At 65.0% G+C, this 24,367-nt stretch carries 21 protein-coding genes; 14 read left to right on the top strand and 7 right to left on the bottom strand.

Annotation, left to right across the window (positions count from 1 at the left end):
• The first annotated feature begins 174 nt into the window (after positions 1-174).
• Positions 175-474 (top strand): co-chaperone GroES, encoded by a 300-nt coding sequence (groES, locus tag AC1D75_RS24345; protein WP_482138334.1) that lies wholly within the window; start codon positions 175-177, stop codon positions 472-474.
• Positions 475-606: 132 nt separating this feature from the next.
• On the top strand, positions 607-2,232 hold the full coding sequence (gene groL, locus AC1D75_RS24340; protein WP_495517911.1) for a chaperonin GroEL: 1,626 nt from the start codon (positions 607-609) through the stop codon (positions 2,230-2,232).
• Between the two features lie 201 nt (positions 2,233-2,433).
• Here the strand turns inward: groL and AC1D75_RS24335 are convergent, their stop codons facing one another.
• The gene (locus tag AC1D75_RS24335) at positions 2,434-2,730 is read right to left on the bottom strand and encodes a WhiB family transcriptional regulator (RefSeq protein ID WP_331884365.1); all 297 of its coding nucleotides are present in this window, start codon (positions 2,728-2,730) and stop codon (positions 2,434-2,436) included.
• 437 nt (positions 2,731-3,167) lie between these two features.
• Between AC1D75_RS24335 and AC1D75_RS24330 the strand changes: the two genes are divergently transcribed.
• The 3 genes from AC1D75_RS24330 to AC1D75_RS24320 all read left to right on the top strand — a co-directional run bounded on the left by AC1D75_RS24330 (position 3,168) and on the right by AC1D75_RS24320 (position 5,710).
• The gene (locus tag AC1D75_RS24330; RefSeq protein ID WP_495517910.1) at positions 3,168-3,989 is read left to right on the top strand and encodes a hypothetical protein; all 822 of its coding nucleotides are present in this window, start codon (positions 3,168-3,170) and stop codon (positions 3,987-3,989) included.
• A 217-nt stretch (positions 3,990-4,206) separates the two neighbouring features.
• A complete protein-coding gene (locus AC1D75_RS24325; RefSeq protein ID WP_495517909.1) occupies positions 4,207-4,794 on the top strand; it encodes a sigma-70 family RNA polymerase sigma factor in 588 nt (195 codons plus the stop codon).
• Positions 4,778-5,710 (top strand): anti-sigma-D factor RsdA, encoded by a 933-nt coding sequence (locus tag AC1D75_RS24320; RefSeq protein ID WP_495517908.1) that lies wholly within the window; start codon positions 4,778-4,780, stop codon positions 5,708-5,710. The genes AC1D75_RS24325 and AC1D75_RS24320 overlap by 17 nt, the downstream gene beginning before the upstream one ends.
• Positions 5,711-5,828: 118 nt before the next feature.
• On the opposite strand, the gene AC1D75_RS24315 is transcribed toward AC1D75_RS24320, so the two are convergent.
• Positions 5,829-6,221 carry a DUF5319 family protein gene (locus AC1D75_RS24315; protein WP_482138344.1) on the bottom strand — a complete coding sequence of 131 codons (393 nt, stop codon included), beginning with the start codon at positions 6,219-6,221 and terminating at the stop codon, positions 5,829-5,831.
• A gap of 219 nt (positions 6,222-6,440) precedes the next feature.
• On the opposite strand from AC1D75_RS24315, the gene guaB reads away from it, so the two are divergent.
• The 4 genes from guaB (at position 6,441) to guaA (ending at position 12,725) form a co-directional block, all read left to right on the top strand.
• Complete coding sequence (guaB, locus tag AC1D75_RS24310) at positions 6,441-7,973, top strand: IMP dehydrogenase (RefSeq protein ID WP_495517907.1); 1,533 nt, start codon at positions 6,441-6,443, stop codon at positions 7,971-7,973.
• A 99-nt stretch (positions 7,974-8,072) separates the two neighbouring features.
• On the top strand, positions 8,073-9,215 hold the full coding sequence (locus tag AC1D75_RS24305) for a GuaB3 family IMP dehydrogenase-related protein (protein WP_495517906.1): 1,143 nt from the start codon (positions 8,073-8,075) through the stop codon (positions 9,213-9,215).
• 63 nt (positions 9,216-9,278) lie between these two features.
• Entirely contained in the window at positions 9,279-11,081 is a 1,803-nt protein-coding gene (locus AC1D75_RS24300) for a GMC family oxidoreductase N-terminal domain-containing protein (protein ID WP_495517905.1), read from the top strand.
• A gap of 51 nt (positions 11,082-11,132) precedes the next feature.
• A complete protein-coding gene (guaA, locus tag AC1D75_RS24295; protein WP_495517904.1) occupies positions 11,133-12,725 on the top strand; it encodes a glutamine-hydrolyzing GMP synthase in 1,593 nt (530 codons plus the stop codon).
• A gap of 52 nt (positions 12,726-12,777) precedes the next feature.
• On the opposite strand, the gene AC1D75_RS24290 is transcribed toward guaA, so the two are convergent.
• Together AC1D75_RS24290 and AC1D75_RS24285 are read right to left on the bottom strand one after the other, a co-directional pair.
• Complete coding sequence (locus AC1D75_RS24290; protein ID WP_495517903.1) at positions 12,778-12,996, bottom strand: hypothetical protein; 219 nt, start codon at positions 12,994-12,996, stop codon at positions 12,778-12,780.
• A complete protein-coding gene (locus AC1D75_RS24285) occupies positions 12,989-14,338 on the bottom strand; it encodes a PspC domain-containing protein (protein ID WP_495517902.1) in 1,350 nt (449 codons plus the stop codon). The genes AC1D75_RS24290 and AC1D75_RS24285 overlap by 8 nt, the downstream gene beginning before the upstream one ends.
• A 123-nt stretch (positions 14,339-14,461) precedes the next feature.
• Between AC1D75_RS24285 and AC1D75_RS24280 the strand changes: the two genes are divergently transcribed.
• Together AC1D75_RS24280 and AC1D75_RS24275 are read left to right on the top strand one after the other, a co-directional pair.
• The gene (locus AC1D75_RS24280) at positions 14,462-15,706 is read left to right on the top strand and encodes an ATP-binding protein (protein WP_495517901.1); all 1,245 of its coding nucleotides are present in this window, start codon (positions 14,462-14,464) and stop codon (positions 15,704-15,706) included.
• Complete coding sequence (locus AC1D75_RS24275) at positions 15,703-16,374, top strand: response regulator (protein WP_495517900.1); 672 nt, start codon at positions 15,703-15,705, stop codon at positions 16,372-16,374. The genes AC1D75_RS24280 and AC1D75_RS24275 overlap by 4 nt, the downstream gene beginning before the upstream one ends.
• 33 nt (positions 16,375-16,407) lie before the next feature.
• Here AC1D75_RS24275 and AC1D75_RS24270 read toward each other — a convergent pair whose 3' ends face one another.
• Positions 16,408-17,640, bottom strand: a complete 1,233-nt coding sequence (locus AC1D75_RS24270; RefSeq protein WP_495517899.1) for a serine/threonine-protein kinase — start codon at positions 17,638-17,640, stop codon at positions 16,408-16,410.
• Between the two features lie 238 nt (positions 17,641-17,878).
• Here AC1D75_RS24270 and imuA' point away from each other — a divergent pair, with 238 nt between their 5' ends.
• The 3 genes from imuA' to AC1D75_RS24255 all read left to right on the top strand — a co-directional run bounded on the left by imuA' (position 17,879) and on the right by AC1D75_RS24255 (position 21,831).
• Entirely contained in the window at positions 17,879-18,733 is an 855-nt protein-coding gene (imuA', locus tag AC1D75_RS24265) for a DnaE2-dependent mutagenesis accessory factor ImuA' (RefSeq protein ID WP_495517898.1), read from the top strand.
• Complete coding sequence (locus AC1D75_RS24260) at positions 18,734-20,314, top strand: DNA polymerase Y family protein (protein WP_495517897.1); 1,581 nt, start codon at positions 18,734-18,736, stop codon at positions 20,312-20,314.
• Between the two features lie 146 nt (positions 20,315-20,460).
• Complete coding sequence (locus AC1D75_RS24255; protein WP_495517896.1) at positions 20,461-21,831, top strand: LLM class flavin-dependent oxidoreductase; 1,371 nt, start codon at positions 20,461-20,463, stop codon at positions 21,829-21,831.
• A gap of 33 nt (positions 21,832-21,864) precedes the next feature.
• Here the strand turns inward: AC1D75_RS24255 and AC1D75_RS24250 are convergent, their stop codons facing one another.
• Positions 21,865-23,154, bottom strand: a complete 1,290-nt coding sequence (locus AC1D75_RS24250; RefSeq protein WP_495517895.1) for a serpin family protein — start codon at positions 23,152-23,154, stop codon at positions 21,865-21,867.
• Positions 23,151-24,272, bottom strand: a complete 1,122-nt coding sequence (locus AC1D75_RS24245) for an alanine racemase (RefSeq protein ID WP_495517894.1) — start codon at positions 24,270-24,272, stop codon at positions 23,151-23,153. The genes AC1D75_RS24250 and AC1D75_RS24245 overlap by 4 nt, the downstream gene beginning before the upstream one ends.
• Between the last annotated feature and the right edge of the window lie 95 nt (positions 24,273-24,367).

The following is a 24,367-nucleotide window of genomic DNA, read 5'->3' as shown; positions in this document are numbered from 1 at the left end:
ACTTGCACCCTCGGACCTTGAGTGCTGGCACTCGCATGTATAGAGTGCTAGTCGGCGCCCAGTGAGGTTCCGGCACCCGCGACGACGGGACCGATCCAGGCGCCGAATACGTGTCAGACACAGCTACGGGTCCACCTCGGGCCCGAACTACCCCGAAAGTGGAGGGCTCACATCGTGGCGAGCGTGAACATCAAGCCGCTTGAGGACAAGATCCTCGTCCAGGCCAACGAAGCCGAAACGACGACTGCGTCCGGCCTGGTCATCCCGGAAACGGCGAAAGAAAAGCCGCAGGAAGGCACCGTTGTCGCCGTTGGCGAAGGACGCGTGAACGAGCAGGGCAACCGGATCCCGGTCGACGTCAAAGAAGGCGACACCGTCATCTACAGCAAGTACGGCGGCACCGAGATCAAGTACTCCGGCGAGGAGTACCTGATCCTGTCCGCGCGTGACGTGCTGGCAGTCATCTCCAAGTAAATTCTGGTCTCGAGCGATCGAACCTGAATTGGATCACCGCCCCGGCGTCCCCCAGCGGGGCTGCCGGGGCGGTTCTGCATCTGCGATCACCCAACTGACCAGACCACTCACTTTCTAGGAGCCACAACACCCATGGCCAAGCAGATCGAATACAACGACGAGGCCCGGCGCTCGCTCGAACGCGGCGTCAACCAGCTCGCCGACGCCGTCAAGGTGACACTGGGACCCCGCGGTCGGCATGTGGTGCTGGCCAAGGCATTCGGCGGACCCAGCGTCACCAATGACGGCGTCACCATCGCCCGTGAGATCGACCTCGAAGACCCGTTTGAGAACCTCGGCGCGCAGCTCGTCAAGTCCGTTGCCACCAAGACCAACGATGTCGCCGGTGACGGCACCACCACCGCAACCGTTCTTGCACAGGCCATCGTCAAGGCAGGCCTTCGCAACGTGGCCGCAGGCGCCAACCCGATCGAACTCGGATCGGGCATCAGCAAGGCTGCCGACGCGCTGTCCGAGGCCTTGATCGCTGCCGCGACCCCGGTCGAGGGCGCACAGGCCATCGCGCAGGTCGCCACGGTCTCTTCGCGCGACGAAGAGGTCGGCGAAATGGTCGGACGCGCGATGGAGCGGGTCGGTGTCGACGGTGTCGTCACCGTCGAGGAGAGCTCGGGTCTGATCACGGATCTGGAAGTCACCGAAGGCGTGCAGTTCGACAAGGGTTACCTGTCGCCGTACTTCGTCAATGACATCGACAGCCAGGAAGCCGTCCTCGAAGACGCGCTGGTACTCATCTACCGCGACAAGATCAGCTCATTGCCCGATTTCCTGCCGTTGCTGGAGAAGATCGCCGAGTCCGGTAAGCCGGTGCTGATCCTCGCCGAAGATGTCGAGGGCGAGCCGCTGTCGACCCTGGTTGTGAACTCGATCCGCAAGACGATCCGCGCGGTGGCCGTCAAGGCGCCGTACTTCGGTGATCGCCGCAAGGCATTCCTCGAGGATCTGGCCATCGTCACCGACGGCACCGTCATCACTTCGGACATCGGCATCACCCTCGCCGATGCCGGTCTCGACCTGCTCGGCAGCGCTCGCCGGATTGTTGTCACCAAGGATTCGACCACCATCGTCGACGGCGCCGGGACCACCGAGGCCATCGCCAACCGGGCTGATCAGCTTCGTCGCGAGATCGAGGCCAGTGATTCGGATTGGGATCGGGAGAAGCTCGCCGAGCGGCTGGCCAAGCTTGCCGGCGGCATCGCCGTCATCCGGGTCGGCGCAGCCACCGAGACCGCACTCAAGGAGCGCAAGCACCGGGTCGAGGACGCGGTCGCCGCGGCCAAGGCCGCTGTCGAGGAGGGCATCGTCCCCGGCGGTGGATCTGCCATCGTGCAGGCATCCGCAGCTGTTCTCGACGATCTCGCAGACAGCCTTTCCGGTGATGAGGCACTTGGTGTCCGGGTGGTCCAGAAGGCCGCTTCGGCGCCCCTGTTCTGGATTGCCACCAACGCCGGAGCCGACGGCGCCGTCGTGGCCTCCAAGGTCGCCGAGCTGCCTCGCGGCCACGGGTTCAACGCAGGCACGCTGACCTACGGTGATCTGCTCGCCGACGGAATCGTAGATCCGGTGAAGGTGACCCGTTCAGCGATTGTCAACGCTGCATCTGTGGCGCGAATGGTGCTCACCACTGAAGGCACGATCACCGAGAAGCCTGCCGACGAACCTGCCGGTGACGGACACGGGCATCACGGACATGCTCACTGATTCATGAACAAAGGGCCTCGAGCCCAGACAAACAACGGTGCCCCGGCTGGATTTCGCCGGGGCACCGTTGTTTTGTCAGCAGTTGGAAATCTCGTGATGGCCGAGATATCACGTCAGTGCCAATTGTCTTCACACTGATTTGAAGTGGCCGACATCAAGAAGTCGGCTTGGAAGTCACTCGTGGTCGATGGTGTGCGTTGCTCAGCTCGCGATGCGCCGGCCGACGCCGCGCTTCATCAAGATCCCACGCTCGGACTCGGACAGTCCGCCCCAGATGCCATACGGTTCTGCGACGGCCAACGCGTGCTCACGGCAGTGCGCCACGACCGGGCACTGGTGGCAGAGTTCTTTTGCCCGACGCTCACGTTGGGCGCGGGCCCGTCCACGCTCGCCGTCCGGGTGGAAGAACATCGATGAGTCGATTCCGCGGCACAAGCCCTTCATCTGCCAATCCCAGATGTCGGCGTTAGGTCCTGGGAGGTGGTTTGGTTGAGGCATCTGCTGCTCCTCTTTGACGTGCCTTTGCGGCTTAATTGTGAGCGTTATGAAACCGATTCGACGTTTTTCCATGTCGTCCTGCACACCGTATGCAAATGGGTGAAATGGAGTCAATAGCCCGATATTTAGGGCTACCGCGGAGAAAAGTTAGACCGGTGTTAACCATTCGTTTATTGACGCAGAGCCAACTGCCATGTGGCTGATGTGGTGCAAAGGGATCACGTTTGTGGACATCACCGCAGCTCAAAGCCCTGGATTGGGCGAACGTGGAGTAGTGGTGTCACGGATGTCGTTCGTTACGAAGGCACGCGGGCTCTGCGTCCGATTAACATGTCGGAAATCGCTTGGCCATCTATCGTCAACGTTCCGTCGACGTTTCGGCTGACGCAGGTACGTTAAATCTGCGCTAATTCGATTGTTACGAGCTCTGGAGAGCGATGCAGATCACATTACCCGCTATTGCGTTTGGCGGCAGCGCGAGCGCGCAAGAGATTCCACCGGCAGGCGGTGCGTGGTCGCGGTGGTTCCGGGCCGTCGCTCTCGGTGGCCAGGGCTTCTATGCCGCTGCCGCGACCGAGTTGCGCCGGATCGACGGTGACGGCGGTGGTCCGGCGCTGCGGTCGCTGGCTGCGAGTACTCGCGCCGCTCACCTGAGGCAAGGTGGCCGACACCATCGCGCGGCGGATCACGACGGCGCCGCTCTCCAGATCGCGGGCCTGCGAGACCTGGGCGACACCGAATTGACGACGGCAGCGTGTGATGCCCTGACCGGACTGGCCGCCGACGATCTCGGGCGAGGCATGTTCACGGCCGCGGAGCGACTTCTCGGACGTGTGGAGCAGATACTCGCTGATCGCCACACGGATCCCGGCGGTGATTCGGGGGACTGGATCTGGGGGCCTCGCCTGGAATTGCGGTTGCGCTGGGTGCGGGCTGAGCTGGCGATGTACACCGCGGACCCGGTGGCGGCGTCCGAACATGCCGCTGCCGCAGAGGTGATCGCTTTCGCGGGCCCGTCGTTGCGACATAGGATCAAGACCGATTTGATCTGCGCGGCTGCCGCAGCGGCGGCGGGGGACACTGCGGCCGCCGGTGATCGCGCGCTACGCGTTGCCGGTGCAGCAGCGGCGGCCCGTCAACTGCCGCTGGAGTGGGCGGCGGCGAAACTACTGGAGGGGATCGGGGCGGGGGAGCACTGGGCGGGACAGGCCGAGCGGCTGGGCTGTGTACTCGCGGGACGGGGTGGGGCGATGGGTTAGCGTCAACGGCGCGATGCCGGAGGCTGGCTAAGCTGACTATTCATATGAATCAACAAACAGGGGCCGTCTCCTGCGGTCATATGAGCGGGGGCGTTTCACTGGGGGTGATCCCCCTCGGGTCGTCGGGGGAAAGCTCCTCCATCGGTCCGCGGGGGGATGATCCTGGCATGGACACGGGACATTCGACGAAAAAGTAACGCGGAGACTTCAACGAGCGATGATTTTTACAGGTGACGAGTTGGACCGGGCGGTTACTGCGGCAACGCAGGGCGATCGGTCAGCTCTCTCCGACGTATTAGAGAGTGTCCGTCCCATGGTTGTGCGCTATTGCAGGGCCCGGGTCGGGGGTGGTGAGCGACATTCGCTCTCTGCCGACGACGTTGCGCAGGAGGTCTGTATGGCCGTCATGACCGCGCTGCCCAGGTATCAGGATCAGGGCAGGCCGTTCATGGCGTTTGTGTACGGCATCGCCGCGCACAAAGTCGCGGACGCCCATCGGGCGGCCGGCCGGAACAAGTCCGAACCGGTCGACGAATTACCTGAACAGATGGCAACGGACGGTGGCCCGGAACAGCGGGCCATCGATTCAGACGCGGGTCGGCGGATGAACGCACTGCTGACCAAGCTTCCGGAGAAGCAACGAGAAGTCCTGGTACTGCGAGTGGTCGTGGGGTTGTCTGCAGAAGAGACGGCCGCCGCCATCGGCAGTACCGCGGGCGCCGTGCGGGTGGCCCAACATCGGGCGCTCGCAAAGTTGAAGAAAGAGATCCTGAAAGGTGGTGAGGGTAGTGTCCAAAAAGCGTGATCGCCGAGCAGGCGGCAACGCCAACGGTTCCGGAGCCATGCCCTCGCCGGATGATGCCGTGCGCGGCGAAGACTCGATCCCGGTGGATCTCGGTGCTGTTCGCGCCGATGACGAGTTCATCGAGGCACTGCTGTCGAAGCCGATCGTTCCGACTCGGTCGCAGGTCGACTACGAACTGGCCGGGCTGCTCTCGACGTGGCGTGATGACGTCGTGGCCCAGCCGATCAGAGAGAAACCCACGCTTGAAGATGTCGAGGCCGGCATCGCCGCAGCCACGCGGCGCCACGCTACGCAGCGACGTTCGCTGCGTATCGCGCGTTATGCCGGGGGTGCGGTGGCCGCGGTCGCCCTCATCTTCGGCGGTGTGAGCGTGGTTGCCCACAACGCGACGCCCGGTGACCCGCTATGGGGTGTCAAAGAGGTCATGTTCGGTGCGGATGCGTCATCCACGCTGGCCATGGCAGACGTCGAGGCCAACATCGACCGTGCCGCGGAAGCGTTTGTGGCCGGCGACAAACCGGCCGCGAGAAAGTACCTCGACACCGCCGAATCGATGCTCGATGACGTGCGTGACGCCGGCGACCGAGCGTCCCTGGAGCGCAAGATCGACAAGATGCGCGGCCTGTTGGGCGATCCGACATCGAAGACGTCGACTGCGCGATCGGGATCGACCAGCTCGAGTACGCCCCAGGCGCCGTTGACCATCACACCGAGCGCACCCACAGAAACTGTGACGGTTCCGCAGGAAACAGTGACGGTCATACCTTCGGAGACCGCCGTGAGCGAACCCGTGCCGTCGTCGTCGGAGACGGAACCGCCGCCCACGATCGTCAGTGAGCCGTCGACCTCAGAGCCGCCACCGCCGCCGCCGTCGAGCGCTCCGAACAGTGAAGTCCCGGTGGTTCCCCCGGGCTGATGCCGACCGGACTGCTGGTGATCGGTCGAGAGATCACCAGCAGTTTTCAGTGCGCGTCAGGATCTTCAGTGCACGGCAGGATTGGTCGCTTCACGCGGACCGGTGGCGTCGCGCAGTTTCAGTCGTCTTCGCGGACGTGCATCATCGCGTCGGCGTATCCACGGCAGTAGTCCCACGTGACATATGCCTCTGGCGACGGATCGACGGCAGGCTCGTGCGGTCGCACGGTTCCCTCGACGAGGAGCTGCAGCAGATTTGCGCGCAGCATGTCCCAGTCGTGGTAGTGGTCGAGCTGGCAGTCGTCGCAGATCACAACGAGGCCGCGGACACCACGGCGATTGAGTAATGCCTCGTAAACGGCGAGGTCGGCGAGGTCTTCCTCGATCGCCATCCGCTCACCCGCGTCCAAGGGCTCTCCGGGAGGGGCCGCATCGAGCGCTGCCGATGGGTCCCCTCGGGGATCGTCGGCAAAAGGATCCGGTGGCAGGCCCGGTGGCAAATGGTCTCGCACCCTGACCACGGTAGTCAGCCGCACCCCACCAGCGCCACTCTGCGCACGGGGTGGCGAAAAGTTTCCGTTGCGCAGATGACACTGCGACGGCGATATCGCGGTGTGATGGGCGGCTCCGCTGCCGTGGCAGGGGTTGCACTTTCGAGCAGATAGGATAGGGGCATTCAAACGACTGTGCTGTCTCACGACGATGGCCCGACCGGAATGAGCGTGCCCGGAATGAACAATCAGATAGCCGGCCCAGCCCACGTGTGGACCGGTGGTGACGATCCGAACAAGGTGGCCATGCTCGGCCTCACCTTCGACGACGTTCTGCTGCTTCCTGCCGCCTCTGATGTCATTCCGAGTGACGTCGACACGTCCACGAAGCTGACAAGGGAGATCACCCTGCGGGTGCCGCTGGTGAGCTCCGCGATGGACACCGTGACCGAATCCCGGATGGCGATCGCGATGGCCCGTGCCGGTGGCATGGGCGTGCTGCACCGCAACCTGTCGATCGAGGCGCAGGCAGGACAGGTCGAGACCGTCAAGCGGTCCGAGGCCGGCATGGTCACCAATCCGGTCACCTGCAGTCCCACCGCCACGCTGGCGGAGGTCGACGCGATGTGTGCCCGGTACCGGATCTCCGGTCTGCCGGTCACCGACGAGGCCGGTGAACTGGTCGGCATCATCACCAACCGGGACATGCGGTTCGAGGTCGACCAGAATCGTCCGGTCGCCGAGGTCATGACCAAGGCGCCGTTGATCACCGCGCAAGAAGGTGTCTCGGCAGAGGCCGCGCTCGGACTCCTGCGTCGGCACAAGATCGAGAAGCTTCCCATCGTCGACGGACATGGCCGGCTCACCGGCCTGATCACCGTCAAAGACTTCGTGAAGACCGATCAGCATCCCCTCGCCACCAAGGATGCCGATGGTCGGCTGCTCGTCGGTGCGGCCGTCGGTACCGGCGGCGATCAGTGGAGCCGCGCGATGGCCTTGGCCGACGCAGGCGTCGACGTGATCATCGTGGACACCGCCCACGCGCACAATCGGCTGGTGCTGGAGATGGTCAGCAAGCTCAAGGCCGAGGTGGGATCCAAGGTCCAGATCGTCGGCGGCAACGTGGCGACCCGCGCGGCTGCTGCCGCACTCGTGGAGGCCGGTGCCGACGCGGTCAAGGTCGGTGTCGGACCCGGATCGATCTGCACGACCCGCGTTGTTGCCGGAGTCGGTGCACCCCAGATCACCGCGGTCATGGAGGCCGTCGCGGTCTGTAAGCCGGCCGGGGTCCCGGTGATCGCCGACGGCGGTCTGCAGTTCTCGGGTGACATCGCCAAGGCGCTGGCCGCCGGTGCATCAACCGCGATGCTGGGATCGCTCCTGGCGGGGACCGCAGAGTCTCCCGGCGAGCTGATCCTGGTGGGCGGCAAGCAGTTCAAGAGCTACCGGGGCATGGGCTCGCTCGGTGCGATGCAGGGTCGGGGTCAGGCCAAGTCGTACTCGAAGGACCGCTACTTCCAGGACGACGTGCTGTCGGAAGAGAAGCTGGTCCCCGAGGGCATCGAAGGCCGGGTTCCGTTCCGCGGACCGTTGTCCCAGGTGATCCACCAGCTCGGTGGCGGACTCCGGGCAGCCATGGGCTACACGGGCTCGAGCTCGATCTCCGACCTGCAGAATGCGCAGTTCGTGCAGATCACGGCAGCCGGTCTCAAAGAAAGCCATCCGCACGACATCACCATGACCGTCGAGGCACCCAACTACACTTCCCGATGAAAACCTGGTCGGCGGCGAGCCGACCGTCCGGGGAGCGGTCAAATCAGCTGGTCGGCATCACCACTGTGTGATGCGCAGCGGCAACGAAAGGCACAACACGTGCGCGATCATGTGGACATCGGCATGGGCAGGACTGCCCGGCGGACATTCGAACTCAGTGACATCAACATCGTTCCGTCCCGCCGGACACGTTCGTCCAAAGAGGTGTCGACCGCCTGGCATCTCGACGCATACCGGTTCGACACGCCGATCCTGAGTCATCCGACAGACGCGCTGGTCTCGCCGCAGGTCGCCATCGAGCTGGGTCGGCTCGGCGGACTCGGTGTGCTCAACGGTGAAGGTCTGTGGGCGCGGCACCGCGACGTCGAAGACAAGATCGCCCAGGTCGTGGAGATCGCGGAGAACGAGATCGATCCGTCGGCCGCGGTTCGCAAGCTGCAGGAACTGCATGCCGCGCCGATCGACCGGGATCTGCTGGGTCAGGCCGTCAAGACGATCCGCGATGCCGGTGTGACCACCGCGGTCCGGGTCAGTCCGCAGAATGCGGCCGAATTGACCCCGGTGCTGGTGGCAGCAGGAGTCGAATTGCTGGTGATCCATGGCACGATCATCTCCGCCGAACATGTCTCGCAAGAGGATTCGGAACCGCTGAACCTGAAGACGTTCATCGCCGAGCTCGATGTCCCGGTGATTGCAGGTGGTGTGCACGACCACCGCACCGCGTTGCACCTGATGCGGACCGGAGCGGCTGCGGTCATCGTCGGATATGGATCGACCATGGGATCGACCACGACCAGTGAAGTGCTGGGCATGGGTGTGCCGATGGCGACGGCGATCGCGGACGCCGCTGCGGCACGACGCGAGTACCTGGACGAAACCGGCGGGCGCTACGTCCACGTCATCGCCGATGGCGACATCAACACTTCCGGTGAGCTCGCGAAGGCGATCGCCTGTGGCGCCGATGCTGCGGTACTGGGCAGTCCGTTGGCCGCCGCGGCGCAGGCGCCCGGTCGTGGCTACTACTGGCCGGCCGCGGCAGCGCATCCGTCGATGCCGCGTGGCGCGCTCCTGCCGGTGGCTTCCGACGAGGGACGTCCATCCCTCGAGACCGTCCTGCACGGTCCGACGGACGATCCGTTCGGTCATCTGAACATCGTTGGCGCACTTCGTCGTTCCATGGCAAAGTCCGGCTACTCAACTCTCAAGGAGTTCCAGAAGGTCGGGCTTTCGGTCTGCGACTGAGAGCGGGGTCGACCGAAGGTCGAGTCGCCGCGACAGCGCTATGTGACAAGGTACGATGTCACGATGTCTGTATCGCGCGGTAACGGTAACTCGCAGCCCGAGAAGCCTGACGCCCGCCGCGACCACGATTTTGATGTGCTCATCATCGGATCGGGGTTCGGCGGGAGCGTCAGTGCGTTGCGGTTGGTCGAAAAGGGTTACAAGGTCGGTGTTGTCGAGGCCGGCCGTCGGTTTTCCGACGAGCAGTTCGCCAAGACGAGTTGGCGGCTGCACAAATGGTTGTGGGCTCCCAAGCTCGGGATGTTCGGGATCCAGCGGATCCACCTGCTCAAAGACGTGATGATCCTGGCTGGCGCCGGTGTGGGCGGCGGGTCGTTGAACTACGCGAACACCCTCTACAAACCGCCGTCACCGTTCTTCGCCGATCCGCAGTGGGCGCACATCACCGACTGGGAGAGTGAACTCTCGCCCTATTACGAGCAGGCCCGCCGCATGCTCGGTGTGGTGACCACTCCGATCGAGACCCATGCCGACCGGGTGATGCGTAAGGTCGCCGAGGATATGGGTGTGGCCGATACGTTCGGCCCCACGCCCGTCGGGGTGTTCTTCGGTGAAAAGTCCGGGGGCACAGGACGTCCCGGTGAAGACGTGGCAGACCCCTACTTCGGTGGTGTCGGTCCGGACCGCACGGTGTGCACCGAATGTGGCGCCTGTATGACCGGATGCCGGGTGGGTGCGAAGAACACCTTGCTCAAGAATTATCTGGGTCTGGCCGAATCCCGCGGGGCGAAGATCATCGACCGCACCACGGTGACCGGACTCTCGCAGCGGTCGGATGGTGGCTGGGATGTGCAGACCGGCCGGTCGGCCGCATGGGGCCGGTTGGGCGCGCGCCGCCGGACGCTGACCGCAGGTCAGGTCATCGTTGCCGCCGGCACGTTCAACACGCAGAAGATCATGCACCTGAGCAAGAACAGCGGTGCGTTGCCGGACGTGTCGGATGCGCTCGGACTGCTGACCCGGACCAACTCCGAATCGATCCTGGGTGCGATGCGTCGCACATACGATCCGGCACAGGACTTCTCCGAGGGCATCGCGATCACCTCGTCCTTCCATCCGGCGCCGGACACGCATATCGAACCGGTGCGGTATGGCAAGGGTTCCAACGCGATTGCGCTGTTGCAGACCATGCTGACCGACGGCGAACCGGGTCGTTCGCGGCGCCTCAAACTGCTCGACAAGGTGCGTGAGGAGGGGCTGGGCAGTCTGATCCAGTTGTTCAAGCTGCGGCACTGGAGTCAGCGCACGGTCATCCTGCTGGTGATGCAGAACCGGAACAACTCGTTGACCACATTTGTGCAGAAGTTCGGACCGTGGCGCTTCGTCAACAGCAAGCAGGGCCACGGAGAACCCAACCCGACGTGGATCCCGGCGGGTAACGAGGCGACGGAACGGGCGGCGGCGCAGTTCGAGGGCGGCCTGGCAGGCGGAACCTGGGGTGATGTGTTCAACATGCCGCTGACCGCCCACTATCTGGGTGGATGTGTCATCTCGGACACTCCCGAGAACGGTGTTGTCGATCCGTATCACCGGGTCTGGAACTATCCGACGCTGCACATCACCGACGGTGCGGCCATCTCGGCGAACCTGGGTGTGAACCCGTCGTTGTCGATCTGCGCGCAGGCCGAACGGGCTGTCGCGTTGTGGCCGAACAAGGGTGAGGTGGACTTCCGGCCCGAGCAGGGTCAGCCCTATGTCCGGATTGTGCCGACCCAGCCCAACTCGCCGGTGGTGCCAGAAGGGGCACCCGGTGCGCTGCGGCTTCCGCTGACCGTTGTGACGAAGCCCATGCAGGCAGGAGCCTAGGATCGTCTCCCCACGGTCGGAACACAACTGCGACGCGTTTAGACTGGTCCGGTGGCAAACAGCGTAGATACAGGTGTGCAAGCAGCGGCTCCGCGACCGGTACTGGTGGTCGATTTCGGCGCCCAGTACGCGCAGTTGATCGCTCGGCGGGTCCGTGAGGCCCGGATCTATTCGGAGGTGATCCCGCATACGGCGAGCATCGAAGAGATCAAAGCGAAAGACCCTGTTGCACTGGTTCTTTCTGGTGGTCCGGCGTCGGTGTACGCCGAAGGCGCGCCGGGGATCGATGTCGGCCTGTTCGAGCTCGGTATCCCTGTGCTCGGTATCTGCTACGGATATCAGGCGATGGCCAACGCACTGGGTGGCGTGGTCGCCAACACCGGTGGCCGTGAGTTCGGTCGCACGACGATGACCACTGCCGGCGGTGTCCTCCATGGGGGAACCCCCGATGAGCAGCCGGTCTGGATGAGTCACAACGACGCCGTGCAGGAGCCGCCGCCCGGGTTTGTGGTCACCGCATCGACGCCAGGTGCACCGGTTGCCGCCTTCGAATGTGTGGAGCGCCAGATGGCAGGCGTCCAGTACCACCCCGAGGTCATGCACACCCCGCACGGCCAGCATGTGCTCACCCGGTTCCTGTACGAGGTCGCCGGGCTGGAGCCGACATGGACCGCATCGAACATCGCCGATTCCCTGGTGGAACAGGTCCGCAAGCAGATCGGTGGCGGTCTGGCGATCTGCGGCCTCTCCGGTGGCGTCGACTCGGCTGTGGCCGCGGCATTGGTCCAGCGGGCCGTCGGTGACCGATTGACCTGTGTCTTCGTCGACCATGGGCTGCTGCGCGCCGGTGAGCGTGAACAGGTTCAGCACGACTTCGTCGCCGCCACGGGCGCCCGTCTGGTCACCGTCGATGCCGAAGAGACCTTCCTGCGCGAACTCGCCGACGTCAGCGATCCGGAGACCAAGCGCAAGATCATCGGACGCGAGTTCATCCGGTCGTTCGAGGGAGCGGTCAGCGATGTCCTCGGTGACCGTGCCGCCGAGGGCGACAAGGTCGAGTTCCTCGTACAGGGGACGCTGTACCCAGATGTCGTCGAATCCGGTGGTGGCAGCGGTACCGCGAACATCAAGAGCCATCACAACGTCGGTGGGCTCCCGGAGGACCTCGAGTTCAGTCTTGTCGAGCCGCTTCGCCTGCTGTTCAAGGACGAGGTCCGTGCGGTCGGACGCGAGCTGGGTCTTCCCGAAGAGATCGTTGCGCGCCAACCCTTCCCGGGACCGGGACTGGCCATCCGCATCGTCGGTGCCGTCAACGCCGAGCGGCTCGAATTGCTGCGCAAGGCCGATCTCATCGCCCGTGAGGAATTGACAACGGCCGGCCTGGACAACCAGATCTGGCAGTGCCCGGTCGTATTGCTCGCCGATGTCCGCAGCGTGGGTGTGCAGGGCGACGGCCGTACCTACGGTCATCCGATCGTGCTGCGCCCGGTGTCGAGTGAAGACGCGATGACCGCCGACTGGACCCGGGTTCCCTACGAGGTCCTCGAACTCATCTCGACCCGCATCACCAACGAGGTACCAGAGGTGAACCGGGTGGTTCTCGACGTGACGAGCAAGCCGCCGGGCACCATCGAGTGGGAGTGATCGCCGGACCTCGTTTCTGAGGTCTGGCCACCGAGCGGTTGTCCGGCTGCGGTCACTCCGCCGGTTCGGTGTCCTTGTTGTCGTGTTGTCCGTTCTTGTCCGGCTGTCCGCCACTGAAGATCAGTGCGAATCCGACCAGGACGGCGACGGCAAGCGTGCTCCACAGTGCGATACCCGAATTGGTGATGTCCGGGCCGCCGAGAAGCCCCCAGATCGCCACCAGGAGAGCTCCGATACCGCTCAGGGCGAGTGTTGGAGAGAACTTATCCACGGGTGACCTCCACGTTTCCGAGTGATGCGCTCAGGTCGAGGGTCAGGACGGGGCCTTCCGTGCCGTCTTTTCCACCGTCCAGGCCGTCGGGGCACTTGACCTCGCCGATCGCGACGTCGCAGTCGGCGCGGATGTTCATGTCGTGAGGAGCGATGACCGTGAGCTCTCCGGCACCGACCTCGGCCGTCACTGTCTTGTCCCCGGTGAGTTCGATGTTCGTCAGATCGAGGGTTCCGTTGCCCATGGACAGGGAGTAATTGTCCTGCAGGTCTGCGGTGGTCAGCGGCTTCCACTCGCGGTCACCGACGCCGCCGGACGGGAATCCGATGCCGTTGATCAACGATGCGACCACAACGAAACCGGCGACCGGGATGGCAACGGTGATCAGTCCGAATCCGCGTCGGCGGAATGCGCCGATCAGCATTCCGGCGGCCAGCACCAGCAACCCCACCGAAGCGACCTTGGCCGGGCTGAGCCAGTCGACGGAACTGGAGATGCCTGCGGTCACTGCGGTCGCGATGATCGCTATGCCGAGCACGATCGGGGTGTATCGCGAGGGCGACTTCTTCTCGTGCACCGGCGGCGCGGGCTCGGGGAGATCCCAGGCAAAAGGCGCAACGCCCAACGGATCCCACGCCGGCGGAGACGGCAATGGGGCATCGGCCACGACCGCATCGTCGTTCACCGGGTCGGTGCTGCCTTCCGAGGGGGCCGGTGGCTCGTCTTTGAGCCAGGCCCGCGGGGTCCAGCGCTGGAACTGGTCCGCCGGGTCGGTGACGCTGCCGGAACCGACACCGCTGTGCCACCACGAGCCGGTGGCAGCGGCAGGTTGACCATCGGGTTGCGCACTGCCGGACCCCCGCCCGAGGGTGTCGACGCTGGTGCCCGGCTCAGGCACCGGAGTCCGCTGATAGAGGAGCCACCAGCCGAGCAACATGAGTGCCGTACCGGCCAGGCCGCCTCCGCTCCAGGCGAGGTTGGGTTGCAGGACAAGGACAACGATCACCAGGACGACGATCGCGGCGACGGTGGGTGGATGCGATGACGAGTGCCCGAAACCATGCCACCGGCGCCCGTGTTGCTGGGCGGTCGGCGGTGTGGTCGACGAACCCTCGGGCAATACGATCCACGCGACGATGTAGAGCACCAGCCCGGACCCGCCGAACAGGGCTGCAACGATGAACGCGACCTTCACCAGGGTCGGATCGACCTTGTAGCGGGCACCGATGCCTGCGCACACACCGCCGATCGTGGAACCATCGGTGGCCCGGGCGGGCCGGGTCTGCCACATCTTCCGAATTTGCTGCTGCAAGTCGTCGGTACTCGGCGTGGTGGTACTCATGGTTCTATTCTGCGGAGGCCGAGGTCCACGCACCATCGGGATTCACCCTGATTTGCACCCTGTCTTCACATCTGGGGAATGTCCCCGATGTGGCGGATGGTCATGGCATGTCAGTATCGACTGATGTCCACTGTTGTCCCACGTGTCCGCCGCCGTGATGGGGGCCGTGTCATCGGTGGAGTTGCCGGAGGCGTGGCCGATCATCTCGGTGTCGACGCATTTCGGGTACGGGTCGTGTTCGTGGTGCTCAGTGCGTTGGCAGGTGCCGGGATCTGCGCATACGGCCTGCTCTGGTTCATGTGCCCGCCGGGTACCGACACCGTGCCACCCACGAAGGCCGAACGCAGACAAGGGATCGGGCTCGCGATCATCGGTGTTGTGGCGGTGGTGCTGGTCGGGTTCGTCGCCTCCGGCACCCCGGCACAGTTCCTGATCCCGCTGGTGGTGGTTGCCGTCGGCGCATCACTGGTCTGGCGCGAACTCGACTCGAGCTGGCGACCCCGGTCGGCGTCGGCGCGGGCACTGACGTGGACCCGGATCGCCGGTGGCGCAACGCTGGTGGTGATCGGACTGGTGGTGGTCGTGCTGGCCAGCAACAACATGATCGGCGGCTGGAGCACCATCCTGCTGGCGGTCGCGGCCACGGTCATGGGCGTGCTGCTGTTGACCATCCCGCTGTGGTTGCGGATGGCGCGCATGCTCGGGATGGAACGTGCAGCTCGGATCCGCAACATCGAACGCGAGGAAATCGCAGCGCACCTACATGATTCGGTGTTGCAGACGCTGGCATTGATCCAGAAGCGTTCGTCCCACGCCGACGAGGTGCAGCGGCTGGCCCGGAGCCAGGAGAGGGAGCTGCGCAGCTATCTTTTCGGAGAGGTTGACAGACATGGTGATTCGCTGACCGCAGCCATCAAGTCCGTTGTCGCCGAGGTGGAGGACCACTACGGGGTGGAGGTCGAGGTGGTGACTGTCGGCGACGTCACCGCAGATGATCCGGAATGGAGTACCGACACGCGCCGGTGGGCCGCGCTGATCGCGGCCACCCGGGAGGCTGTGGTGAACGCCGCCAAGCATTCCGGGCAACGATCGGTTGATGTGTACGCGGAGGTAGACGCCGGGCAGATCGTGGTCTACGTCCGCGATCGTGGTGTGGGCTTCGATCCCGACGAGGTGCCCGAAGATCGTCGCGGAGTGTCGGGTTCGATCAAGGGCCGTGTGATCCGGCACGGCGGTAGCGTTGACATCAAGTCGGTGCCGGGCAAAGGCGTCGACGTTCGGATGGCGATGCCGCGTGCTGAGCGCGGCGGTGAGCCGCAGGTGGACAACGGTGGACAGACGCCGGGGGATGGAGACCAGGAGCGATGACCGGGCGTAGCGGACCGTACCGCGTGTTCTTGGTGGACGATCACGGTGTCTTTCGCTCCGGTGTCCGGGCCGAACTCGCGTCCGAGGCGGATGTTCAGGTGGTCGGGGAGGCGGGATCCGTGCCGGACGCGATTTCCGGGATCCTGCAGTCGGCGCCAGATGTGGTGCTGCTCGACGTCCACATGCCGGCGGGCGGTGGGATCGCGGTGCTCCGGGGTGTCGCCGACGCTGCCCCGCAAAATCCGCCGGTGTTCTTGGCGCTCAGCGTTTCCGACGCCGCCGAAGACGTGATCGCCACCATCCGCGCGGGTGCCCGCGGGTATGTCACCAAGACCATCGACGGCGCCGAGCTGGCCGAGTCGGTGCGGCGGGTCGCCGATGGTGATGCGGTGTTCAGTCCGCGTCTTGCCGGGTTCGTGCTCGATTCGTTCACCGGTCGTTCGCCGGTACCGGAACCGCAACTCGATCCCGAGCTCGATTCGCTGACACCACGTGAGATGGAGGTGCTGCGGCTGTTGGCCCGCGGTTTCACCTATCGCGAGATCGCCGAGGACCTGGTGATCTCGATCAAGACCGTGGAAACGCATGCCTCGAACGTGCTGCGCAAAACCCAGCAGTCCAATCGCAACGCGCTCACCCGTTGGGCCGTGAACCGGCACATCCACTGACGTCAGCACACCAGGGCTTGGGGCTCGAGGGCTTCAGCGCACCAGGGCGATGATGGTGATCGCGATGGCGGCCAGCAGTACGAACACCAGGAACACGGCAGCAGCGAGTCCGAGGTGGCGCTGCGGTGGTTGTGGATTCTGCGGTTGCGCAGCAGCCCAGGACACCGGATAGGCCGAGCCGGAGATCTGGGTGGCCTGCGACGGATCGGCACCGGCCGGTGGCGGTGTCTGCTCGGATGTGGGTTGAGGGTTCGGTCGCGGCGGGGTGTTGGTCTGTGGAGCGGGGCCCGGAACACCGGTGGCAGCCGGAAGGCCCGATTCGGTGGTGGTGGGTATCCGCCGGGTGGGGACGCGAGGTGGGGTTGCCGGTTTGCGCTCGAGCGGGGTGGTGAGGATCAGTGCGGTGTTGCTGTTGTCGCCGGCTGCGATCTGGGCGAGGCGGTCGCGGATCTGTGCCATCGTCGGGCGCCGCGCCGGGCTGGGTTCGAGCATCGCCAGCAGAGCGCCTTCCAGGGCGCCGGATCGTTTCGGCGGGATGATCTCGCCACGGGCGACGCGGTGTAACAACACGAGCGAATTCTCATCGACGCCAAAGGGCGGTTGGCCCTCGACGGACGTATAGAGGGTGGACCCCAGGGAGTAGACGTCGGAGGCCTCGCTGGGATCCTCGCCCCTGGCGACCTCAGGGGCGAAGTACGCAGGCGTTCCGGTGACGACCCCGGTCTGGGTCAGTGCGGCGTCGTCCTTCGACCGGGAGATCCCGAAGTCGGTGAGTTTGACCAGGCCGGCGTTGCGCCCTTCGGCGATCAGGATGTTGCCGGGCTTGATGTCGCGGTGCAGGATGCCCGCGGCGTGCGCCTCGACCATGGCGTCGGCGATCTGGGCGCCGATCTGTGCCACCTGGTCGACCGGCAGGGTGCCGGACTGGTGCAGGATCTCGGCCACGCTGCGCGAGGGGAGGTATTCCATGACCAGCCACGGCTCACCGGAGTCGACGGCGACGTCGTGCATGGCGATGGCGTTGCGGTGGCTCAGACGGGCGGCGATCCGGCCTTCCCGCATCGCCCGCTGCCGCATCTCGGCTGCCGAATCCTCGGTCATCCCGGCGACCGAGAGCACCTGTTTGACGGCGACCTGGCGGTCGAGGAGGGTGTCGTGCGCCAGCCAGACCGCGCCCATCCCGCCGCCACCGATCCTCGAACGCAGGCGGTATCGCCCGGCGACGAGGTAGTCGGGACCGGGAACGCGATAAGAGGGGGCGCTCACGGCATTGACCTTAGTGGACACCGGGGCGCGTGCGGTTGCTGTATCGCTGTGTGGCGACTCGCCCCGGCATTTCGGGGCCGACTCGCCGTCCGTGTTGACGCTTGTCGGAGGGCTGACCTACGCTCGTAGATATCGAAAACATGTTCGATTGTTCATGTTGGTTCTGACGGTGGCCCACCTTCCCTGTGCCGCTTCCTCGCCTTCGGGTGAGGAGTGATGTGGAGGTGTGATGCGGGCAATGGAAACGGCACCGGCAATGGTGACGGACATGGCAACGGGCGCGGTGCCGAGTAGGGCGCAGAAGCTGGAGATGTTGCGGCAGACCCTGGCTGCTGCCACCACTCGGTCACGACCGGAATCCGTTGTGCCGCAGCATCAGATGGCCGCCGTGCGGACCGTCGATGAAAAGTATTCTGAGCGGGATCGGTTGCCGGTGCCGCCGGCGTTCGAACGGGTGTTGCCGCCATCTGGGCTGGCTCGGGGCACGGTGTTGGTGCTGGAAGGAGCGCGATCACCGTTGCTGTCGTTGATAGCCCAGGTGAGTGCTGACGGGGGCCACGTGGCGGTGATCGGGCAGCCGCAGTTGGGATTGTTGGCGGCGGTGGAGATGGGTGCGGACCTGTCCCGCATCGCCGTCATCCCCGACCCGGGTCCTGACCCGGTGGAGATCGCGGCGGTGCTGCTGGACGGGCTTGATCTGGTGGTGGTCGGGCTCGGTGGGATCAGTGTGCCGCCCTCCCGTAGCCGGGTGGTGATGGCTCGGGCCCGCAGTAAAGGCGCGGTCTTGGTGGTCACCGACGGTCAGTGGTCGGGGGCGCATGTGAAAGTGCAGTCCCGGGTGTGTGACTACCGGCATCAACCGTCGGGGTTCGGGCAGTCCGCGCTCCGGCGCGGGCACGGTCGGCTCGGTGGGGTGTCGCTGATGGTGCGTTCGCGGGGCCGAGGGTTCGCCGGTGCCACCACCAGGCTGGACGTGATGCACCGCGACAACCGTGTTCAGTTGGTGGATTCGCACACCGATATCGACGGTGTGTCGGATAGTGCAGTGGCACAGGATGTTTTCGAATCCGGACCACTCAAGGTGGCGCTGTAGATGAGTGGGCGGAGCTTTGGTGTCTGGTGCCCGGATTGGCCGGCGGTGGCTGCGGCGGCGGAGGTCGACATCTCACCGGAGCGACCGGTCGCGGTGTTGCAGTCGGGGCGGGTTGTGGCCTGTTCGGCCTCGGCGCGCGGCGCCGGGGTGCGACGGGAGATGCGCAAGCGTGATGCGCAGGCCCGTTGTCCGCAGTTGATGATCGCCGATGCGGATACCGGACGTGATGCGCGCCTGTTCGAGCCGGTGGTTGCGGCGGTTGCCGAGTTGATCCCGGTGGTCGAGGTGTTGCGGCCGGGATTGATGGTGTTGCCTGCCCGTGGGGTGGCCCGGTATTTCGGGAGTGAGGAGATCGCCGCCGAGAAGCTGACGGATGTGGTGTCGGCCTGCGGTGTCGAGTCGCAGGTCGGGGTGGCCGATGAACTGTTCACCGCGGTCATCGCCGCCCGTCGTGGGCTGGTGATTCCGCCCGGGCAGGGTGCGCAGTTCCTGGCGCCGCTGCGTATCTCGGAGCTGGCTGTGGAGCCGAGTATGTGCGCTGATGATCGGGTTGCCCTTGTTGATCTGTTGTGGCGGATGGGTTTACGCACCATCGGTGACTTTGCGGCATTGTCGGCGACCGACGTGGCAACCCGGTTCGCTGCCGATGCGATCTACGCCCACCGCACCGCGCGGGCCCTACCCCAACGTCCTGCCTCAGGGCAGGCGCCACCGCCGGACCTGGTCGTCGAGCACCAGTGCGATCCGCCGATCGACCGGGTGGATGCGGCCGCCTTCGTCGGGCGCAGGCTCTCTGCCCAGCTCCACGATCTGTTGGCGGCGGCGTCGGTGGCCTGTACCCGGCTGACCGTCCAGGCGGTCACCGACAGTGGTCGGGAGTATTCGCGTACCTGGCGGTGTGCGCAGCCGCTGACACCGGATGCCACGGCCGACCGGATCCGCTGGCAGGTGGAGGGATGGCTCTCCGGGCGCAGTGCCGCCGACCGTCCGGACGGTCCGGTGGTGCTGATCCGGTTGGATCCGGTGGAGGTGATCGGCGCGGGGGCAATGCAATTGGGATTCACCGGTGGTGGTCTGACCGGAGGCGATGGCGAGGTGGCCGAGCGGGTGCGCCGGGCGCTGGTCCGGGTGCAGGGTCTGCTCGGTGGTGAACGGGTCAAGGTTCCGGTGCGCAGTGGTGGTCGGGGACCGGGGCAGCAGATCACGCTGGTGCCGCTGGGTGATGAATTGGTGGCGGCATCGGATCCGTCGGCGCCGTGGCCGGGCCGACTGCCGGGGCCCTCTCCGGCGATCCTGCCGATGGCCCCGGTCCGGGTGCTGGACGCAGAAGATCAACCTGTCGAGGTCACGGCCCGCGGCAGTTTCAGTGCCGAACCGGCCAGCCTGTGCTGGGGTCGCCGGACCTGGTCGCTGAGTTGGTGGGCCGGGCCGTGGGCGGTCGACGAACGGTGGTGGTCCGCTGCCGACGACGGATCGCATGTCGGGTCGTATGCGAGAGCTCAAGTGTTACTGGAAGATTCGCGAGCGTTGCTACTGCTCTATCAGCAGGGCAAGTGGGTGGTCGAGGGGGTCTATGAATAGGAGACGATACGCGGGCCGCCGGTGCGGTGCGGTGTTTGGTTCACCCTGAAGACAATGCTTGGAGGATCGGCCGGCGGGCACTGTCATGGGATGACACACCCGAGACTGTCATGGGATGACACACCCGAGATTGAGGACCCCACACCATGAGCCGTGAGTTGCACCTGGGCGGATTTCTGATCGCCTCACCCGTCACCCACTCGCACGCCGCGTGGCGGCATCCCGGATCCACCACCGAGTTCTTCTCGCCCGAGCACTACCACCGGGTCGGACGGATCCTCGAGCGCGGCAAGTTCGACTTCGCATTCTTTGCGGATCTGCTGGCGGCGCCCTTACGTTTCGGTGATGACCAGTCCGAACCGTTACGGCGTGGCACGCAAGCCGCAGCCGCCCTCGATCCGTCGGTGGTGGCGGCCAGTATCGCGGCCGTGACCACGCACCTGGGTATTGCGATCACCAAGTCCACCACGTACTTCCACCCTTACGAATTGGCCCGTGTCTTCGGCTCGCTCGATCACATCTCGCGCGGCCGGGTGGCCTGGAACATCGTCACCTCCCTGACCCAGGCCGAGGCGTTCAACTTCGGACTCGACGAGCATCTCGGCCATGACGAGCGGTACCTCCGGGCCGAGGAGTTCGTTCAGGCCGCCATCAAGTTGTGGTCGGCCTGGGACGAGGACGCGGTGATCGCCGACAAGGCGGCCGGCGTGTGGGCTGATCCAGACAAGGTTCGCACGGTTGATCACAACGGTGAGTACTACCGGACCCGTGGCCCGCTGAACCAGCCGCGATCACCGCAGCACCGGCCCGTGTTGATCCAGGCCGGATCGTCCTCCACCGGTAAGGATTTCGCGGCGCGCTGGGCGGAGGCCATCTTTGAGATCGACCCAACACCCGAGGGTCGCCGTGCCTACTACGACGACGTCAAGTCCCGGGTGGTGAATGTGGGTCGCAACCCCGATCACGTCAAGATCCTGCCCTCGTTCATCCCGTTCATCGGTGAGACCGAGTCCATCGCCCGCGAAAAGCAGGCGTTCCACAACGAATTGGCCGATCCCATCTCAGGTTTGATCACGTTGTCGGTCCACACCGACCACGACTTCTCCCAATACGACCTCGATGCACCGCTCGAAGACATCACGGTCACCGGAACCCAGGGATTGTTCGATGTGGCCCGCAGGCTCAGTCAGCGGGACAAGTTGACGTTGCGCGACATCGGAAAGCTGTACGCACAGGGCGTGCTGTTGCCTCAGTTCGTCGGTACGGCCTCCGACGTGGCCGATCAGATCGAAGCGGGTTTCACCGGTGGGGAAGCGGACGGCTACATCGTGTCGACCGCCCAGACCCCGGGCACTTTCAACGACTTCGTCGACTACGTGGTCCCGGAACTGCAGCGGCGCGGTCTGTTCCGCACCGAGTACACCGGTGACACCCTGCGCGATCATCTGGGCCTGGGCCACCCGAACGACAATCTGCCCCTCGATATTCGTGAGCAGGGACTCGCCGCGATCAGCTGACCGAAGGAGGCGTCCACTGTTCCTCGGTGCCGGTCAACCCTGACCGGGACGGTTGACCACACCGAGGAACAGTGGCAAACCGGTTGAGGTGTCGACGATCTGAAAGACGAATGGCCGGTCGGCGACAAAGGTCTCCGCCGGGTTGTCCGGCTGTGCGGAGGTGACACCGACATCGATTTGGGTGGCCGATGCGGCAACCGTGCCCTTCTCTCCGACGGTGATCGAGGTGTTCTGTGCGGCGGCGGTTACCACCAGCTGCCTGCTGATCGCGGTGAGGTCTGCGGCATCGGTGAACAGATCCTTGACGCCGAGTCCTTCGAGTGTGGCCTTGAGATCAACCTGGCCGGCGATGTCCCAGCGGGGCAGACTCACCGCCACCGACGACTCGGGTCCGGCCCGCAGCGCAGTGTTCGCATCGGTCAGGGCGGTTGTGCCCAATAGACTTTCCGGTGTGGATCCGTTGTCCGGCAACAAGACCTGCATGGCCAGGTTCTGTGAGTACGGCAGCGAGATCGCGGTCCATCCGGGACCGCGACGCAGCGGTACGGTCAAGGTCTTGTTCATCGTGGCGACCTTGGACACCGAACCGCCGGTGGCGGTGAACTCGGCAGGGGTCGTGGAGTCCGGTGAAAACGGTTGTTGCCACGCGCCGGCGAGGAAGACCGTGGACAGCAGACTGATCACGGTTTCGGTGCTGTACTCGGTGGGGGTTTGTGAGATCTCTCCACCGGTGTTGACCGAAACCCACTGGTTGAGTGCTGATTCGGTCTGCGGCACCGAGAAGTTGACCGGGTAGACGCCGGTACCGAAGCTGCGTCCGAGCACTTCGAGGTAGTCGGCACCGACCTCGAGGGAGTCGTCGATGAAGATCCCCGATGCCTGGTGGAACACCGGGGGCGACGGTGGGTTCTTCCGATCGACGCTGCCGGGATCACCCGAAACCTGATCGAGCTGACCGATCAGTGCTGCCACGGTGTCGGTATCGGTGACATCGAGTACGGAATCGAGTTCGACAGCGGTGTTGCCGCCGGCTCCGGCCCGCACCATCTGCAGCGTGACCATGGCTCCCCAGGGAGACACCACCGCATTGGCGGCCTGCTGATCGGCCGCTGACTGGGCGCTGCGGATCATGTCGACCCCCAGTTCGCTGGTGGAGGAGACCAATTCGGTTGCTGTGTCGCGGACCTCATCGATGCCGATCTGGTCGAACTCGATGTCGGGGGCTGCGGTCAATTCCAGTGTCACCTCGGGTTGTTCGTCCGGAGCGCACGCGGACACGGCCAGTGTCAGGGCTGCCAGAGCCACGGTTCCGAGTCGCTTCACGTGTTGGCTCCACGGGCGGTGACGGGCCAGTGCGTCACCACGTCATCCGCGCCGACCACGACCAGCTCATCGGCGAGATTGACGGCAGTGCACACATGATTGGGGGCGATCCGGACCCGCATCCCCGGTGCCGGGGTGCGCGAGGTGTTCGAGAAATCAATGGTTGCGTGATGCTCGGAGAGTGCGGTGACGCGCGCCTCGGGTTCGTCGGGAAGCCGTCCACCACCGCTGATCCAGGCCGGCTGGTCTGCCCCGAGGACTTTGCTGCCCACGTCGACGATGGCCTTTGCTCCGTTGCTGTGCACCACGGTGCCGATTGCCGTCAATGCCACATCGGCCATGGTAGCGATCCCGAGTTCGACCTGCTGCGCGTCGTTGAACACGTAGACACCCGGCCGGATCTCGGTGAGGACCGTGGGATCGGCATCAGATACCGAAGGCGTGGAACCGCCGCTGCGGATCACCGGGTCGATCTGGCGGCTGCGCAGTGATTCGGCGGCCACTGCCAGGGCGCGCGATTCCTCCCCGGCGGCATCGGACGGGCCACCGGGTCGGTAGCTGTGTCCGGGAAAGGTGAAGCTCCCGAGCACCTGCAATCCCGCTTCGACCGCGCCTGCTCCCACATCGCCGACGACCTCAGGGGCGACACCGGTACGGTGATGTCCCGAATCGACCTCGACCAGTACCGAAGCCCCGGGGAGGTGCGCTGCGAGTTGCTGTGCGCCGGCAACCGAATCGACCGCGAGCAGCACCCGCGCCCGCTCCATCACCGCACGCAGTCGTACGGCCTTGTTCTCGGTCAGCCACAGTGGATAGGCGATGAAGAGGTCCGAGAAACCCCCGGCAGCAAAGGATTCCGCTTCTGCGATGGTGGCAACCGTCAGGCCTGTTGCGCCGCCGTCCAATTGGCGTTGTCCCAGGATGAGTGATTTGTGCGTCTTCGCGTGGGGACGCAACCGGAGGCCGGCCGCAGCCGCAAAGGCCGACATGCGGGCGATGTTCGCATCGAGTACCTGCTCGTCGACCGCGAGGAACGGGGTGTCGAGCGCCGATGTCGCGGTCAGTATCCGACCGCCCCGATCGGGCTCGACCCGGTGAGCTGTGATGCGTTCCGTCATGTGAGGCAACAATGCCAGAGTCGGATTCACGGCACCGAAGTAGTTCACTGCCATCGGCCCTGGTCGAGGTGTGAGGGCGACTTGTTGATCGAAAC

The sequence above is a fragment of the Williamsia sp. Y712 genome, assembly GCF_059445525.1.
This window is presented reverse-complemented; position numbering and strand designations above follow the sequence as displayed.